General features: G+C 32.1%; 19 protein-coding genes. 1 reads left to right on the plus strand and 18 read right to left on the minus strand.

Annotated features, from left to right (window positions below; all coding sequences use genetic code 11):
* Positions 1 to 250: 250 nt before the first annotated feature.
* From ACPF9A_RS01995 to ACPF9A_RS02020, 6 genes are all read right to left on the minus strand, one after another.
* Positions 251 to 1,111, minus strand: a complete 861-nt coding sequence (locus tag ACPF9A_RS01995) for an acyl-CoA thioesterase (protein WP_424001189.1) — start codon at positions 1,109 to 1,111, stop codon at positions 251 to 253.
* 598 nt (positions 1,112 to 1,709) lie between these two features.
* A complete protein-coding gene (locus ACPF9A_RS02000) occupies positions 1,710 to 1,901 on the minus strand; it encodes a hypothetical protein (RefSeq protein WP_424001191.1) in 192 nt (63 codons plus the stop codon).
* Positions 1,902 to 2,203: 302 nt separating this feature from the next.
* Positions 2,204 to 3,019, minus strand: a complete 816-nt coding sequence (locus ACPF9A_RS02005) for a hypothetical protein (RefSeq protein ID WP_424001193.1) — start codon at positions 3,017 to 3,019, stop codon at positions 2,204 to 2,206.
* Between the two features lie 250 nt (positions 3,020 to 3,269).
* On the minus strand, positions 3,270 to 4,100 hold the full coding sequence (locus tag ACPF9A_RS02010) for a hypothetical protein (protein WP_424001195.1): 831 nt from the start codon (positions 4,098 to 4,100) through the stop codon (positions 3,270 to 3,272).
* A 1-nt stretch (position 4,101) separates the two neighbouring features.
* On the minus strand, positions 4,102 to 4,617 hold the full coding sequence (locus tag ACPF9A_RS02015) for a hypothetical protein (RefSeq protein ID WP_424001197.1): 516 nt from the start codon (positions 4,615 to 4,617) through the stop codon (positions 4,102 to 4,104).
* A gap of 9 nt (positions 4,618 to 4,626) precedes the next feature.
* Positions 4,627 to 5,316 (minus strand): NAD(P)-dependent oxidoreductase, encoded by a 690-nt coding sequence (locus tag ACPF9A_RS02020; protein WP_424001199.1) that lies wholly within the window; start codon positions 5,314 to 5,316, stop codon positions 4,627 to 4,629.
* A 289-nt stretch (positions 5,317 to 5,605) separates the two neighbouring features.
* Between ACPF9A_RS02020 and ACPF9A_RS02025 the strand changes: the two genes are divergently transcribed.
* Positions 5,606 to 6,103 carry a hypothetical protein gene (locus ACPF9A_RS02025; protein ID WP_424001201.1) on the plus strand — a complete coding sequence of 166 codons (498 nt, stop codon included), beginning with the start codon at positions 5,606 to 5,608 and terminating at the stop codon, positions 6,101 to 6,103.
* A 118-nt stretch (positions 6,104 to 6,221) separates the two neighbouring features.
* Here ACPF9A_RS02025 and ACPF9A_RS02030 read toward each other — a convergent pair whose 3' ends face one another.
* The 12 genes from ACPF9A_RS02030 to ACPF9A_RS02085 form a co-directional block, all read right to left on the minus strand.
* On the minus strand, positions 6,222 to 6,677 hold the full coding sequence (locus tag ACPF9A_RS02030; protein ID WP_424001203.1) for a hypothetical protein: 456 nt from the start codon (positions 6,675 to 6,677) through the stop codon (positions 6,222 to 6,224).
* Complete coding sequence (locus tag ACPF9A_RS02035) at positions 6,677 to 7,051, minus strand: helix-turn-helix domain-containing protein (RefSeq protein WP_424001205.1); 375 nt, start codon at positions 7,049 to 7,051, stop codon at positions 6,677 to 6,679. Before ACPF9A_RS02035 ends, ACPF9A_RS02030 begins: the two co-directional genes overlap by 1 nt.
* A 15-nt stretch (positions 7,052 to 7,066) precedes the next feature.
* On the minus strand, positions 7,067 to 7,609 hold the full coding sequence (locus ACPF9A_RS02040; RefSeq protein WP_424001207.1) for a hypothetical protein: 543 nt from the start codon (positions 7,607 to 7,609) through the stop codon (positions 7,067 to 7,069).
* A 137-nt stretch (positions 7,610 to 7,746) separates the two neighbouring features.
* Positions 7,747 to 8,013: a hypothetical protein gene (locus ACPF9A_RS02045; protein ID WP_424001209.1), complete on the minus strand. Its 267-nt coding sequence runs from the start codon at positions 8,011 to 8,013 to the stop codon at positions 7,747 to 7,749.
* A gap of 31 nt (positions 8,014 to 8,044) precedes the next feature.
* Positions 8,045 to 8,434 (minus strand): helix-turn-helix domain-containing protein, encoded by a 390-nt coding sequence (locus ACPF9A_RS02050; RefSeq protein WP_424001211.1) that lies wholly within the window; start codon positions 8,432 to 8,434, stop codon positions 8,045 to 8,047.
* A gap of 50 nt (positions 8,435 to 8,484) precedes the next feature.
* Entirely contained in the window at positions 8,485 to 8,778 is a 294-nt protein-coding gene (locus ACPF9A_RS02055) for a type II toxin-antitoxin system HigB family toxin (protein WP_424001213.1), read from the minus strand.
* A gap of 147 nt (positions 8,779 to 8,925) precedes the next feature.
* On the minus strand, positions 8,926 to 9,555 hold the full coding sequence (locus ACPF9A_RS02060; RefSeq protein ID WP_424001215.1) for a hypothetical protein: 630 nt from the start codon (positions 9,553 to 9,555) through the stop codon (positions 8,926 to 8,928).
* A gap of 420 nt (positions 9,556 to 9,975) precedes the next feature.
* Positions 9,976 to 10,722, minus strand: coding sequence for a GLPGLI family protein (locus tag ACPF9A_RS02065; protein WP_424001217.1), 747 nt, complete (start codon positions 10,720 to 10,722; stop codon positions 9,976 to 9,978).
* A 145-nt stretch (positions 10,723 to 10,867) separates the two neighbouring features.
* Positions 10,868 to 11,071 carry an antitoxin Xre/MbcA/ParS toxin-binding domain-containing protein gene (locus tag ACPF9A_RS02070; RefSeq protein WP_396632899.1) on the minus strand — a complete coding sequence of 68 codons (204 nt, stop codon included), beginning with the start codon at positions 11,069 to 11,071 and terminating at the stop codon, positions 10,868 to 10,870.
* 242 nt (positions 11,072 to 11,313) lie between these two features.
* Entirely contained in the window at positions 11,314 to 11,784 is a 471-nt protein-coding gene (locus ACPF9A_RS02075) for an HIT family protein (RefSeq protein ID WP_424001219.1), read from the minus strand.
* A gap of 176 nt (positions 11,785 to 11,960) precedes the next feature.
* The gene (locus tag ACPF9A_RS02080) at positions 11,961 to 13,115 is read right to left on the minus strand and encodes an alpha/beta hydrolase-fold protein (RefSeq protein WP_424001221.1); all 1,155 of its coding nucleotides are present in this window, start codon (positions 13,113 to 13,115) and stop codon (positions 11,961 to 11,963) included.
* Between the two features lie 108 nt (positions 13,116 to 13,223).
* Positions 13,224 to 14,585 (minus strand): HEPN domain-containing protein, encoded by a 1,362-nt coding sequence (locus ACPF9A_RS02085; RefSeq protein ID WP_424001223.1) that lies wholly within the window; start codon positions 14,583 to 14,585, stop codon positions 13,224 to 13,226.
* Between the last annotated feature and the right edge of the window lie 234 nt (positions 14,586 to 14,819).

Here is a 14,819-nt window from a genome sequence, read left to right on the forward strand (position 1 = left end):
GTTGTTTTATAATTAGTATAAACAATTCAGGATAATTATAAATATAGGCAATTTCAAAAAATCGGATACAAAGTATTGCCATATTCTACCAACTGCAGTGTTAATTTTAAGAATATGAAAAAATTACAGCTAAAGATAAATAGAGTTACACCTGTACTTCCTACTTTAACAAATATGATATTCTCTCAAAATCAGGAATTACCAGAAATCCTTTTACAGTTTTCTTGACGCCCAAATTTTAAATTTCGAATTATACACTTTGACGCATTAACCCTTCTTGTGCTACAGAAGCAACCAACACACCGGTTCTATCATATACACTACCTCTTGAAAATCCTCGCGAGTTAGAAGCACTTGGGCTATCCATACTATATAACAGCCATTTTTGAATGTCAAAATCGCGATGAAACCATATGGCATGATCCAAACTGGCGTAAAAAGTCTCGCCCTTATTCAATACTTCTCTATGTGGTAATGTCGCCGTGGTCAGTAAATTATAATCAGATGCGTAAGCCAATAATTGTTGTTGCATCGGCAAAGCGATTTCAGCTTTATCAGAAGTGCGTAACCAAGTATTAAAAAATGGAGAACCATTTTCGATTAGTTGCGTTGTAAATTTTTCTACGGGTTTAAATTCAAATACTTTAGGCTGTACCGCTTTTAATCTTTTATATGCACCAGGGTACAGATCCTTAATCTCTTCTAACTGCTCGAGACTGGTAGTTAGTTTCTCTGGCGGAATTAAATTAGGCATCGGAAATTGATGGTTAACACCATCGGACTTTACCTGAAATGATGCGGCCATATTGAAAATTGCTTTTCCGTTTTGTTTTGCTACCACCCTTCTTGTAGTAAAACTGCCTCCATTTCTAATAGTATCGACCTCGTATCTGATTGGATATTTTAAATCTCCTCCTAGAATAAAATAACCATGTAACGAATGTGCTATACGATCTTCTGGTACGGTCTGATAGGCTGCATGTAAAGATTGTGCTAATACTTGCCCGCCAAAAACCCTACCCCAAGGGGCATTATAGTTTTCTCCTTCAAATATAGTTTCGTCTATTCTTTTAAGAGTTATCAGCTCTATCAGTTCTTTTATCGTTTGCATTTGAGGACACCTATTTTTTCGGATCTAAAAGTACAGCTTTACAGATAAAACAAAAACAACCAAACCGTTTATCACAGAAATATCTACTCATCAAAATTGAAACTCATCGTTTACATGAAAGTTCTAAATCTCATTTCTATGCCCTAACTCATTAAAATTAACCGTAAACCAAACAACTTGTCAAGATTATAGAAATCGTGTCTCTAATGGCATTAAAATAGCAGAGAATTATAATTTATTACGTTGTCAACATATTAGATCTAAAAATAAACCGATGGTGATGTGGAGTAAATCATGGCTGACATTCTAAAGTAATTATTAGCTATTAAACTTTAAAATTAATTTTTAAATCTAGAAAGTAAATAATCAAAAGCTCAAAAAAAAGCAAAAAAAAACCAGTTCATTTCTGAACTGGTTTTTGTCGGGGTGGCAGAGTTAGAACCCCTGCCCTATACCATTAATAACCAATACGTTACAATCATTTTTTCAAAATAGGTATCCGAATAGGTCTACCAGAAAGACGTTTTGACTCTTTCGTATAATAAAGATAGTAAAACGATTCAGAACGATTCGAAACGCTTTATATTTAATTCATCGTTTATTTAGACTTTGATTTGATTATATCGGTATTAACTCCTTCCGCTCTCAATTTAGATTCTAATTCATTGCGGTCAAAATCATGTAAATCTTTACCAACTAACATATGGATTGAATGTCCTTTAGAAACATAAACTTCTATTAGTTCAACCAATAATGCTTTTTTGTATTTTGAATCTTTTATTACGGTCATATATTATCCTTTATTTGAACTTTGATAACGGTTTGATAAATCAACCTGTTTCCTAAATTATTAAAGAAAAAACTTGTTTTTCAACACAGTACCTAAGCGTAGTGCAGAGGCAAGGAAACTCTTCGTTTCCGTCTGCCGACGTAGCTAAATCTTATTGTTTTGCTTTTTCTTTTTTTGTTCCAAAGCTAAATCCATAAGATTTAGCGACTTCATAAATATACACAGACCTTTCGGTTTTGCCCCAAAAGTCCGCATTACGTTTTGTTGGCATTAATTATTATTCTCAATAAAAAAAACACTATTTAATAGACATTTACGTACCCCACATTTTTACCTATGTAATCGTCAATATCATCAGATTGAAAATAAAATAAAATTTCTAAATTTTCATAATCATAAATATGTAGACGCTCATTATTTGTACTAGTAAATTTTTCTGTTGGAAGTCCAAACCTATCTACTACGGTAGTCATAGAAAGTTGTAGATTTTCAATTTTCAGACCTTCGCTAATCTCATATTGGTACTGCTCACCAATGTATTCGGTATTCTCAAAAGTTCTCGACCATGGAATGCCGTAAAGTCTCATATAATGGGCTTGATCAACATTGTTATCCATTAATATCCAAAAACCTTTATTAAAGTAATGCCATACTTCTTCGTTTTTATCTTCGATTGTTAAAATATAATCGGGATCCCCATGTAATTCACGTACACGAACGGGAGAGTCTTTATCTAGAGTTAAGCCTTCTACAACTTTAAAATCTATAACGCCGTGTTCAAAAAATATGTAGTCTACGTTTTTTACCTCGGTAAAATTTTCAGAGGTAAGGGTAATTTGTATTGTCACTTCGGTAGCTACCGTAGCACTTAAAGTATAGGTTGTTGAGTTTATTTTATTTACGGTTACATTGTTAGTATTGCTTGTGACTTCAATATTCAAATATCCTTCTGCATCAATACTTACAATTATTTCTTCTTCAGTAAAAGCAAGTTCTTTAGAGCTATCAATACTAGTAATTATTATAGGGTTTGTTTCAAGATTTTCACTGTCGTCACTAGAACAAGAAAGTATAATTGAAAATATTATTACTGTGATTAAAAGATGGTTAAATTTCATTTTTCTAGTTTTTATTATACTTATGGTGGCTCATAATTAATGCCAACAATTAAATATATAACATATGTTATATATATCTTTTATAAAGTTCAAGTTAATAATTAATAGAAAAGTATGTAACCAAGAACATTAAATAATCCTTTATTTAAACTTTTAATGTCATTTCAGTTTGCCGTCGCGGTGTCCTATTTTAGGACAGTATTTATGAAATATCACCAATATCCCAATACTCAATTAATTGGCTTGTAAATTATTTAAAACTTTGCTCAATAGACGCTATTTCCCTTTTTATATCAGATAAATAAATTTGGTCAAATAATTCATTATAAGGGTCAAACATACTTTGCTCGGATTGATAAAGATTCAAGGCCATCTTTAAATGAATGTCTGCCTTAGCCTGTTCATTGAGACTCTTATAACATAAGGCGGTATAATACTGGTTTTCTGCGAGATTATTTATATCTGATTGTTTTTTAAAAGAGGCCAAGGCATTATGGTAGTCTTCTTTTGCCATATAAAGAACACCCAAATGTAAATAGTTGTACATACCAAAATCATCTTCTATTTCACTTTGTTTTGCAATTATTGCAATTGCCTCGTCAGTCCTACCCAGAGATTTCAAACATAGTCCTTTCACAACATTTAAATGATATGTTCCATTCGAACTATAGCCAATGTCATTTGATACAATACTACTTAAAGAATCAATGTCCTTTATGGCACCCTTATAGTCGGCAAAAAATTTATATCGAAGTGATGCCCTAACTGATAAATATTCTTTTGGATTGTATTTTACAGCTTTGTCTATGTATTTCTTCCACATTAAAAAATTACCACTTTTTACATATGGGGCTGCAAGTTCTCGATAGGGATAAGCATAGTAAGGACAAATTTCAAGTGCTTCTTTCATCAGTTTGTGAAAGCGACTATCGAATTGATAATATTTATCCTGATTATCCACCAGTAATTTACAAGCTTCATATTTAAGTGTGTCCTTTTGCCATAAATATGCATTACAGTTACCTTGTCCATAAGAAATACCGACAATGATAAAAAGAAAAAGAAAAATGAACTGCTTCATATTAGGGTAATATTTTTGTTATTATGCCATCATTAATACTGAAAATCAGGTATTGATAATAATCTACTGAATCCCCTCTTAATTCTTTGACCCCCCAACCTTTCAGACTTTTTGTGATTTTTAAAAGTTGGTCGGTTATAGTTTTGTCAAAATCTTTTTCTTTGTAGTCGTTATCCATTCCGAGTAATCGAAATCTATCTGCTTCACCTTTACAATTTACTACAAATCGAATTCTGACTAATCCTGTTTCTTTCGGAACAATTCCGGAATTATATTGGATACTGAACGCTTCTACCAATAGCGGTTTTCCTCCTTCGAAAATTAAACCCTTGGAATCATTGAAATATTGGTAAACATAAGGACGGCAAAGTTTAAAATCAGGATCGTCTACTATTTTGTCAAAATAAATACTATCAACTGTTTCCGGTTTTTCGTCCTGAGAATCTGATTTCTCCTTTGGTGAATTACAATTTGTGAGTAGTAGACATGTTACTAAATATAAAAGACCTTTCTTCATGGATTATTATTATGATTTACCTAAGTCATTGTTTATTTTAATAAGTTCAGCAGAAATTACAGGAGCCTTACCGATCAGTTTTTTATCGGACAAGGTCTTTACCATAAACTCAGCTACACTTTTTCTACTAATGGTGATCTTGGGTTTTGGTTCATTGTTGTAACTTTCAATAATAGTCTGACTCTTACTTAAATCTACGAGACCACTTGGTCTTACTATAGTCCAGTTTAATGTAGAAGATTTTAAAAGATTTTCCTGTCTTTCATGGTCTTTATATGCAACTCCGATATTACTGTTTTTAATAAACCAGTTAAACCATAATGGAATTTCCTTTTCCGTATCCGCAACACCCCAAGCTGAGCAAACTACAATTCGATCAATTTTGATGTTTGTGGAAAGTGTAATTATATTTTTCATTACATCGGATAGAAATGTTTTTGGCGTTCTTAATTTCGACCAAGGAAAATCCGATTTACGGGAGATATTTAAAGCACTGATTATTGCGTCACAACCTTTTAGAGCTGATTCCAGTTCTGAAATTGATTCGGGTGAGCCCTTATAAATTTTTAAAGCACTATGGTTTTGCTTGATTGCCTCGGGTTTTCTAACCAGACAATTTATCTTATAACCTCGTTCTAAAGCCTCCGCCAAAATCCACTTCCCAGTACGTCCAGTTGCTCCGAGTATTAATATTTTCATATATTTCTTTAAGTGATTGATATTGGCAAATGCATGTTAGCTTGGTGAAAACAATTCCGCAAAGAATATGATATAGCCCCAAGTTAAGTAATAGTATGAAAAGATTTATTTTACTGGCTTTAAATAATCCTTTTTTGGACTTTGTTTTTGGAATTTACGAAATTTCGTCAAGTACTTGAAGGTGGCTTGTCAGTCATTATAAATTATTTTAATTAACCTTCGAAACTATTTTCTTTGAATGAAGACGCAACGTTGTTCAATGATTTACATCTATTCTAAAATTACTTTCGTGCAAACAAGATTTTTTTTTATTTTAATGTTCATTTTATTCTTGGCCTGTGGCAAAAATGATAATGTGGAACCTTTGTTCTTAGATAACTCTTTTATAGCTGCACGAGATAATGAAACGTGGAAAGGAACTACTGCAATCAGTCTGACTGCTAGTGATACACTTATTTTCCTAGCGGTCGGTAAGGGTCTTGACAATGGTGTGATGGTTGCCAAAATGAAGTTTAACGGTATAGGGTCCTATAAATTATATGACAGCAATGGCAGCTATTATAACACTTTGGGCGGTGATGTTTTGATCAGTGAATATGCCATTGAAGAAGCTTCCAACGGTATATTTTCGATTTCGGCTTATGATAACGAAAATAGATATATTGAAGGTAGTTTTGAATTACCCCTAAAGGCGACTAGATTAAATAATCCTGAAATAAAAGATAGCTTACTTATAATTTCCGATGGGCAGTTTAAAGGATTTATTCGGGAAGAGATTTTAGAGTAATGAAATTAGCTATCCTTTATTTAAACTTTTAGGGAAGATACTATAAATCACCTGAAGCAATAAACTCTTTACAGAAGGTGCGATTTGTAAAGAGCTTTGTTCTGTATGTGATCGATAATCATTCATCCTCAATCCATCCTTTTAGCAGTATAGCAGGATTTATTACAGGAAGTGTTATGCCGTTCCAAAATGTATTGATTGTTTTTTCGTATATTATTCCTCTGAGGGTGGAATATGAAATACCAGCTAGGGTAGCTACAAAGAGCTCCTGGAAAACTGGTATATCTTCTTCGTTATGCGTGTACATATCATCTAAATTGTCCACTTCAAAATGAAAATTTACTCTAAAAATACATTCAGGTTCGCCGTCAATTTCAACAGCCTTAAAGACAGCTTTTAGACCTAGTAAGAATAAGTTATCTGATATGTTGAAAGCATGTTTGTGAGCTACTTTGGTGTCAAGCTTAGAAACAGGGTTAAGGTTATCAACCAATTTACCGATGTCTGTATACAACTCCTCGATGTGTTTGAGATGTATTTGAGTAGGGTCGATATTATGCGCTTTCTTGGTCATTATCCAATTTTACTAGGCATTATTTCTTGGTAGTTGTTTTCAGTATACTCATTTATCGCCTGTTTCATAGTCCCAGGAATAATACCTAAGTGCACATATTCTTTGACAGGTTCAACATGAAGCAAACGTTTGTCTAATGCTAACTCCATTTTGATAATTGACTTACCAGTAAAATTATGAGTACCACTCAACCACTTGCTAACTTCAGATGGAGTTTTATTTAGCATTTTAGCTAAGTCTTTATCACTTAGTCCTTTTTCGTCTAGAATGTTCCTGACTTTATTGGCTATTGCAAGATTTCGTTTTACAAGACGTTCAATGACGGGGTCATTGTTCTCATTTAGCCATTCGTTAATGATGTTGTTTTTTTTCATGCTTTGGTTTTCTAACTATATATCAATGAGTAAATCATCTTCAAAGTCGATATTAGAATAGTCGTCTATCCATATGATATCTTTCACTTTGATTGCGGTATCAATAGCTTTAGTCAATCGGTTTGCTTCCTTAAAATGGGGGCCTACATTGGGGCAATCTTGTGGATATTTCGCCGTTTTGATTGCTCCAGAAAAAAGAATTACTACGTGTTCGTTTAACCTGTAGCAATATAATCTCAGGTTGTTGGGTATATTTTTACCATCTTCTGTGTAGGTCGGAGCTCTATGGGTGCCTTTTGGCGGTAGTCCTGTTGCTTCGCCTTGGTTTTGTTCGGGTCTAAATAATCTGTCTTGTGCGCCATACCTTTCTCCTATTTCTTTTAGCCAATTAGTAATATGGATTACTTTCTTTTTACTTTTTGCACCTTCGACTTTTAAAAATGATTCATATAAGGAATCTTGGTCAACTAAAGTGTCAGGGTCATCGCCTAAACAGACTGAATAGTAGCTAACTTTTTCAAGGTCTTGTATATGTTTAAGGCGTGCAAAGCTACTCATCTAAATGTAAATATAAAAATTAAATTCACTTATAAGTGAATTTTAAGATTATTTGTTGTGAAAAGGCCAATTTCATTGGTGAATGAATCAAAATTAAGATATTTCTTACGGTTTTTATAATCTTTCAATTGAGTTGATTAACATGAGGGTAAACATTTTTGTTCATGATGTTTCGAGAAATCTAAGCTAAACTGTGGCTTTCCATGCAGTACGTTAGAATCATAGGGTGTCTTTTCTAGCCAATCAACAAAATCAAGTTTATAGGGTTCGTTTGCATTCGATTTGTGCGCCTGACCTTGCTTTATAATTGGGAATAGATGTGTTGGAATATCAATTGCTTTAGCTCCGAAATAATAGAAATGATCCTTTATTTGAACTTTACACGATAGTCCTTTATTTACCAATCAAAAATAAATTTATAGTTTAACTGATATTTTAGGCTGACAAACCGTGATGTATTTCTCCAACATCGTAATCCTTTATCAATATATCAGCTGGCACGTGTAATCTTTTATTTATAGCCCTAATATGGTTTAGGGTCAATTTTCTAGTTCCACTGAAAAGTTCGGACACCCGAGACCTACTATTTATAATTTTACCTAAATCACCTTCACTGATTCCATTCTGCTCCATCATAAATCTGATAGCCTCCAAAGGATGTGGCTCTTCTATATGATAATTTTCATTCTCATATTTTTCAATTACTAATGCCAATAAGTCGAACTCATCAGATTCAGGTGTTCCTTCTTCTGCATCGAATATTTTATTGAATCGTTCCAAATACTGTCTGTACTGATTTTCTGATTTGATAATTTTGATTTCCATAACTCTAACAGTCTTTTGTTATAGCTTGAACTATAAAGGTTATTATTTAACTAAAGGCTTTCTATGTCCAATTTATCATACTCTTTATGTGTGCCAATAAACCTTATAAAGGCCGCATGTTTTTGATAATTGAATTTAACGATCAATCTAAAATCGTTACGACAAATATTGAATATTATTTTACCATCCTTAACCACATCTGCAGTGTTGAACAATGCTATCACTTCGTTAGAATTTTTAAACTCAGTGTTCTTGATAATACTGTAAAAAGCCCTTAACTGTTTTTCCGCTTTTGGGTTCTTTTTCCAGAATTCAATTAAAGTGCTTTTCGAATATATTCTCATGATTAAGATAAATACCTTGATACAAATATATTTATTATTTCCCGTTATGGGAAATAATAATTGTTAAAATTTCCCGAAATGGGAAATCGGCTTAAATCATCAACTGGCTCATTATTTAATTCAACTCAAGGAATTACTCATAATGCCCTAATTAATCGTTAATTTAGACTTTTTGGAATTCATTTCCTTTTCAATCGTTTGAACTATTTGTCTTAATAACTTATCGTTCAATAGGTCGTTTGGCAAGTTTACAAATCTCGTTTCGTCTCTTATATGCGGATGTACATTTGGCATTCCTTCGGCATAGTTATCAATACATTTTACGAATTCTTCAAATGTGTTATTGTCTGTTGCCAGGCTTTTCAATAAATCATAGTCTGGTTTTATACCCGATTTAATCATTCGCTCATCGTCAACAACTATATTTAATTTTTGTACCGATTTGAAAATCTTAGAAATTAAGAACTTAATTGCATCCCATGTCATACCAGATGCCACCGCACCAATAATAAAGGCAAATATTTCACCATAAGGTATGTGTGAATGATGGCGATATGGACCTTTTCCGTTTGTCCTTTCAATTTCTTTTTCTAATGTCTTTCTTTGTTGATAGGCATAAAACATTATAGCCTCGCAGTTCCTAAATATATTATTGTCAATGGTAAATTCTAAAGAGCAATCGCAACTAGAGCATACTTTATTGTCTATTTGATCAACTTCTAGACAAAATGGACAAATTAAGAGCTTCCATTCTCTGTATGTATAAGGTTGCATCATACTATTAATTGTTTAATTGAACTTTACAAATTACGACCTAGCGTCCTAACTCATGCTATAAGTTTTATTGGAGCTATCATTTGAAATTAATCTTTTAAAGTAGCCGGTAAGCTATTTTTCCAAATCTCTGAGTCTATAATTTTCCGAAGTTCGGCTCCTGCGACGAGGAAAGTTTGATAACTTAAAATTTTAATTGAAAAGTTTTTCTTCTATTAAATTTTTCGCATGCTTGAATAGAGGAACTTTATATAGTAAAATCCACTGACACTGCTAATAACTCACTCCGATAATTTGCATAGAAGAACAAATTGTCTCTATTTTCAAATAGATATTAAATTAAAATTACATTTTACTATTATTATTAACTCCAATTATAAAAACGGTACCTTTTTCAATGTTTGTCTATATAGTTAACTTTTATTACCTCCTTTCATTCAGTTTTTTGATATATTCTAAATATTCTTTAAAGGACATTTCTCTTTTTCCTTTAGGTCTTTCTATAATAATTTCTCCTTTTGGATTCAAATCTATATCTGTAACTTTGTAAATAACTTTTCCGTACTCATGGTCAGTAATCAACTCCAAGATTAATCCTGGTAGACCATTAAACTCTTTTATTCCAAAGGATGTGGCTATTTCTGGGGTATACCAAGCAACCACAGGGCTCATATAATTCATACCATATAGTTGTTCCGATTCTATGGTTGAAATCGCTTTGTAACTAGTATAGCCTCCAATTATTTTTGTTTCTTCAGTTAATGTCCATTTAACTTCATTCAAATTTACCACTACACCTCTTGTCCAAAAGCTTTTAAAAAAATTTTCGTTGGTATTCGTATTCGTATAATAGACGTTTTCATATTGTGCTATATTGTTTGTCCAATTGGGTTTATGTCCTAGATTTACTCTTTTTTCGGGGTCAAACTGAGCTTTGTATAAGGCTTCATTCCCTTTTATCAACAAATAAAAAACATCAGGTACACTATTAGAAATATCTTCTGTATATAATTTTTTTAAATTATCAGAAATCAGACTATCCTTTATAAAACGAGCATAAAACTCATCACTATTTAAAGTTGCTTGATATTTTATTTTTGCATTTAAGGCTTGTGAATATGAAGAGACAACCGTAAACAAAAGTCCATATAGAAAAAGTAGTTTTTTCATTTAACAAAATTTTTATAAAGCCAATTTCTATAGAAACTTGCTTTTTTTAAAAATAAAGGTACTAACATCCCATCATAACATACAATCCTTTATTTGAACTTTACGAATTACGACATGGTGTCCTAACTCTTGCTTTATTTGAACTTTAAGCCAAGATACCGTGTTCAATTCTTCCTAAAGCATACATAACCTTCTGTACGCCTCTTGAACTCTTTAAAAGTGATTCAGGGGTTATCCCGCCCAAGGCTTTTGACTTTGTCTTTAACCACTTTTCAAAGTTAGTTTTATCTTCGAAAACTGATTCGCCGTATTCCTTTAATCGAATTTGTTCTTTCTTTAAGTTTTCCATTCTATAATTTGATGGTTATGATTAACGACGTGGTGTCCTAACTTATCCTTTATTTGAACTTTGATAACGGTTTAGTTATGAACAGTGCGGGAGCAAACTGGCGTTTGCTTTCCGCCATGCACATAGCAAAATCTTTTTATTTTTTTTCTTGTTTAAAGTAAAACCCAAAAGATTTAGCGACTTCATAAATATACACAGACCTTTCGGTTTTGCCCCAAAGTCCGCATTACGTTTAGTAATTGTTATCTGCTGGCTTTTATTTCCGCCCTGATTTTTTCAGCCAATTCAAAATTAACTTTTTCGGATAATTTTCTTTTTCCAAATATGCGCTTTTTTAAATCGTAAAGTCCTGAATAAGAAGCGATTATTCTATCCATTATTGAGTTGCACGGAACAAGATGAATATGGCAATGAAAAATTGATTGTCCAGCAGCTTTGTTTACAGCAGTCCAGATTCTGATTCCGTTACATTTGAAAGCTCTTTCCATTGCTTTGCCAACTAAACTTTGGATTTTGATAAGTCCATTCCCGTCCTGTTCTGTCAATTCCAATATATTCGGAACATGTTGCTTGGGAATAATTAAGCAAATCCCTCCTGAGCTAGTTTTACGATTCCTATCCGATACCACTATAAATTCGTTATTTTCAAAAACAATTTCCTCCGCATTTCTGTCTCCTCCAATTATTTCACAAAAACGACAATCTTTATTCATTCTTCAAAGTTGATTTTTTGCAGCTTGCAGATAACAATTAAATATATAACATATGTTATAAGTTCAAGTTAAGAATTAATAGGAAAGTATGTAACCAAGGACATTAAATAATCCTTTATTTAAACTTTTATTATCTAGACTATAGCTTTTAATAGGAGACATTGATGTTCCACGTTTTATTTCCGCAGTGCTTCAACCTTATCAATTGCGTTTACGTTGTTCTTGTCGATTTTCAGAACATTTTTGTATTGAACTATTGCTTTTTCAATCATATTTAGTTCTTCGTATTTTTCGCCCAAAATAACAAGTGCGTTAACGGATTCAGGATAATTATTCGCATTTAGTTCGTACAATTTTAGAGCCTCTAATTTATCTTTTTCATTTTGTATTGATGCTAACCAGTTTATCATTCCTTCAAGTGGGGTAAATTCTGCACCATAATTTTTCGAGAAGTTTGCGAAATGATTAATGATTTCGTCAGCAGTTCTATACTTCATTCCTTTTAATTCGTAATCTCCGAAAATAAAGGTTAATCCATTATATATGCTTGGAATAGTTACTGTGCCATGAGTATTCTGTTCAAAGTAATCCTGTCTGATTTTAGTAGAATCAATCTTATGATTTTGGATTTTTTCATAAAACGAATTTTGACTGTTCCGCATTTCTTTAATGTAGTTTGAAAAGTCGAAGTTGTCTGAACTGGCAATGTATATTCTTCGATTTTTAATTATATTTCGAGAAACTTGATCAAGTAAGCGAACTACTAATTGTTTATCCCACCAAAAACTAGGGTCGATCAATAAATAACTATCCAATTCAGTTTCCGATTGTAAATAGTCAAAACCGCCAATTAGTCCTGCAAAAGAGCGACCAATTAAAGTATCGAATGAATTTGTTCTATAGCTTTGGTTGATGTATGGAATAAGTTCAAAGTTCAAAAATTTTAAAAATTCCTTGCCACCCCCGCTTTGTTCTAAAGTGGAATCGTTTTGTTGTTCATAATTTATTACCGTATGACTTGGTGTAAAATCTTTTGTTCTGTCTGAATTAGAAATATAGATTTGGATGAATTCAGGAATTTCCCCGGTCTTTGACATATACTCAATTATTCCTGATGTTGAATTAATAAGAAAATCTCCATCCAAAACGTAAATTACCGGATATTCTATTTTTTCATATTCGTCATAGGAAGGAGGTAGAACAATCTTAAAATGTCGTGTTTCATTTAAAGTTTCGGATACTATCGAATCCTTTTCTCCATTTTGGAAAGCTTGAGCAGACAGACCTATTGTTGACGAAATTATTATTAGAACGATTTTAAATAGTTTCATTTCAATTAATGATTTAATTTGATTAATTATGCTACATCAAAGGTTTACCTAGAATTTTAATTTATCGTTTATTTTAACATTCCTAAAGGTAATTTTTTTGTGTGCTCCTTAGAGACGTTCTAACATATCCTTTACGGCTCTTTTCGATTTTGACTCATCTATAGCCAATTTTGCAGTTATACATAAATATAAAATTGCTGTTAAGGTTCTAGTAATGTAAATCAATTTAGCTCCTGATGCTTTATGAGATTTAATACTACTATCGTAATGTGTGAAATAGTTTCTTGTGTTAATGGCCATATTAATAAAATGTTTTTTCTCTTTATTGTCTTCAAAAAGAAAATCAAGGTCGTATTTATCTATCAAATCTTTCATCCTTTGTCTCAGGCTAGGCTCATTTGCATATCTTAAGAGTTGTTCCATCCACTCTCTATCTTTTTTGGAATCAGCGAATGCATTCATTGCGGTAATCTTTAATTTGTCGAAATAATCAGCAGGGAATTTGTTGATATTACTATCAAGTCGGTGAAAAACTTCCAATGCATGGGCAGCGTCAAGAAATCTATTTTCGTTGAATAAGCGCTTTGACTTTAATCTACTGTTAATTAAGTTAATCGGAATTTGAAAAGTTTCATAAAGTTCAAACCATGTTTGCAAAATAAATTGAAAATTATCTCGGAGAATTGAATATGGTAAAAGATGATCTCTAGGTTCGTTCTGGGAACTACCAGAATAAAACATAGTAGTTTGAAAAAATAGTTCTACTGGAATAATTTTAGTCGAATCTCCAATTTTTTCAGTAAAGACATTGTCTTTTAAAATTAGTTTAGTTGGATAACTTTGCTCGTTGGTACAGAATGAAATAAAGGAAACGAAACATTGAACATCCTTCCAAATCACAAGCCAATTCTTGCTTGAATTGTAAGAAAGATTTAAATCAGTAGATTTCTCAATTATATGGGTATTTGAATAATTTTGAGGTTTAATAGAAACATCATGTTCTATATTAAGAAGAATTCCCTCCTTTAACTTGAAATTTTCTATTCCTGTACTTTTACCCTCCAGCTTAAAAGACCAATCATCAACGTTATGCTGAATCGTTAGGTTCGGTGGATTGAACCAAGACTCTAGATTTAATGAAGAAAAAGAAACATCACTGAAAATAAGTTCATCCTTGTTTTCAACTTGAATTCCTTTGAATATTAAGGTAATGTTATAAGTTGTAATCGTTCCAAAATTACGATTGCTGCTGAATGACCTATAATCTAAATCAACCAGTGTAAATTCTCCTATAGGAGTTCTACCGACAACAAGACTTACCTTGTGGTTTGAAAATAGTATTGTATGCTCTGTAAAACTTCCAAATAAGGAAATCGAACTCCTTGTTTCTGGGTCAAATGATAGCGTGCCGTGAATCCAATCACTTTGTGCAACATTCCTCCATTTACCTTCAATCTCAAATTTATTCACTTGTATTTAAATATAATATATCCTTTATTTGAACTTCTCTAAATTACAAAAAACCTTTAGCATATTAACTTTTGTACTGCATTCAAAAATGGACATTGCTATTGTGAGTTGTTTGTATGTTCTTTAAAATAACTATTACTAAAACAATAACTGAAACTGTTTGGATTAGCTCCAATAATTATCATTATTGAAAATGTTTGTAAAAATATTATACATTTCCTGTAAAATTATTTG

The sequence above is a fragment of the Maribacter sp. IgM3_T14_3 genome (genome assembly GCF_049603095.1).
Lineage (GTDB): Bacteria > Bacteroidota > Bacteroidia > Flavobacteriales > Flavobacteriaceae > Maribacter.

Bases quoted from the DNA above. Each gene is read 5' to 3' on its own strand.
- ACPF9A_RS01995 (WP_424001189.1), bottom strand. From the start codon at position 1,111: ATGCAAACGATAAAAGAACTGATAGAGCTGATAACTCTTAAAAGAATA.
- ACPF9A_RS02000 (WP_424001191.1), bottom strand. From the start codon at position 1,901: ATGACCGTAATAAAAGATTCAAAATACAAAAAAGCATTATTGGTTGAA.
- ACPF9A_RS02005 (WP_424001193.1), bottom strand. From the start codon at position 3,019: ATGAAATTTAACCATCTTTTAATCACAGTAATAATATTTTCAATTATA.
- ACPF9A_RS02010 (WP_424001195.1), bottom strand. From the start codon at position 4,100: ATGAAGCAGTTCATTTTTCTTTTTCTTTTTATCATTGTCGGTATTTCT.
- ACPF9A_RS02015 (WP_424001197.1), bottom strand. From the start codon at position 4,617: ATGAAGAAAGGTCTTTTATATTTAGTAACATGTCTACTACTCACAAAT.
- ACPF9A_RS02020 (WP_424001199.1), bottom strand. From the start codon at position 5,316: ATGAAAATATTAATACTCGGAGCAACTGGACGTACTGGGAAGTGGATT.
- ACPF9A_RS02030 (WP_424001203.1), bottom strand. From the start codon at position 6,677: ATGACCAAGAAAGCGCATAATATCGACCCTACTCAAATACATCTCAAA.
- ACPF9A_RS02035 (WP_424001205.1), bottom strand. From the start codon at position 7,051: ATGAAAAAAAACAACATCATTAACGAATGGCTAAATGAGAACAATGAC.
- ACPF9A_RS02040 (WP_424001207.1), bottom strand. From the start codon at position 7,609: ATGAGTAGCTTTGCACGCCTTAAACATATACAAGACCTTGAAAAAGTT.
- ACPF9A_RS02050 (WP_424001211.1), bottom strand. From the start codon at position 8,434: ATGGAAATCAAAATTATCAAATCAGAAAATCAGTACAGACAGTATTTG.
- ACPF9A_RS02055 (WP_424001213.1), bottom strand. From the start codon at position 8,778: ATGAGAATATATTCGAAAAGCACTTTAATTGAATTCTGGAAAAAGAAC.
- ACPF9A_RS02060 (WP_424001215.1), bottom strand. From the start codon at position 9,555: ATGATGCAACCTTATACATACAGAGAATGGAAGCTCTTAATTTGTCCA.
- ACPF9A_RS02065 (WP_424001217.1), bottom strand. From the start codon at position 10,722: ATGAAAAAACTACTTTTTCTATATGGACTTTTGTTTACGGTTGTCTCT.
- ACPF9A_RS02070 (WP_396632899.1), bottom strand. From the start codon at position 11,071: ATGGAAAACTTAAAGAAAGAACAAATTCGATTAAAGGAATACGGCGAA.
- ACPF9A_RS02075 (WP_424001219.1), bottom strand. From the start codon at position 11,784: ATGAATAAAGATTGTCGTTTTTGTGAAATAATTGGAGGAGACAGAAAT.
- ACPF9A_RS02080 (WP_424001221.1), bottom strand. From the start codon at position 13,115: ATGAAACTATTTAAAATCGTTCTAATAATAATTTCGTCAACAATAGGT.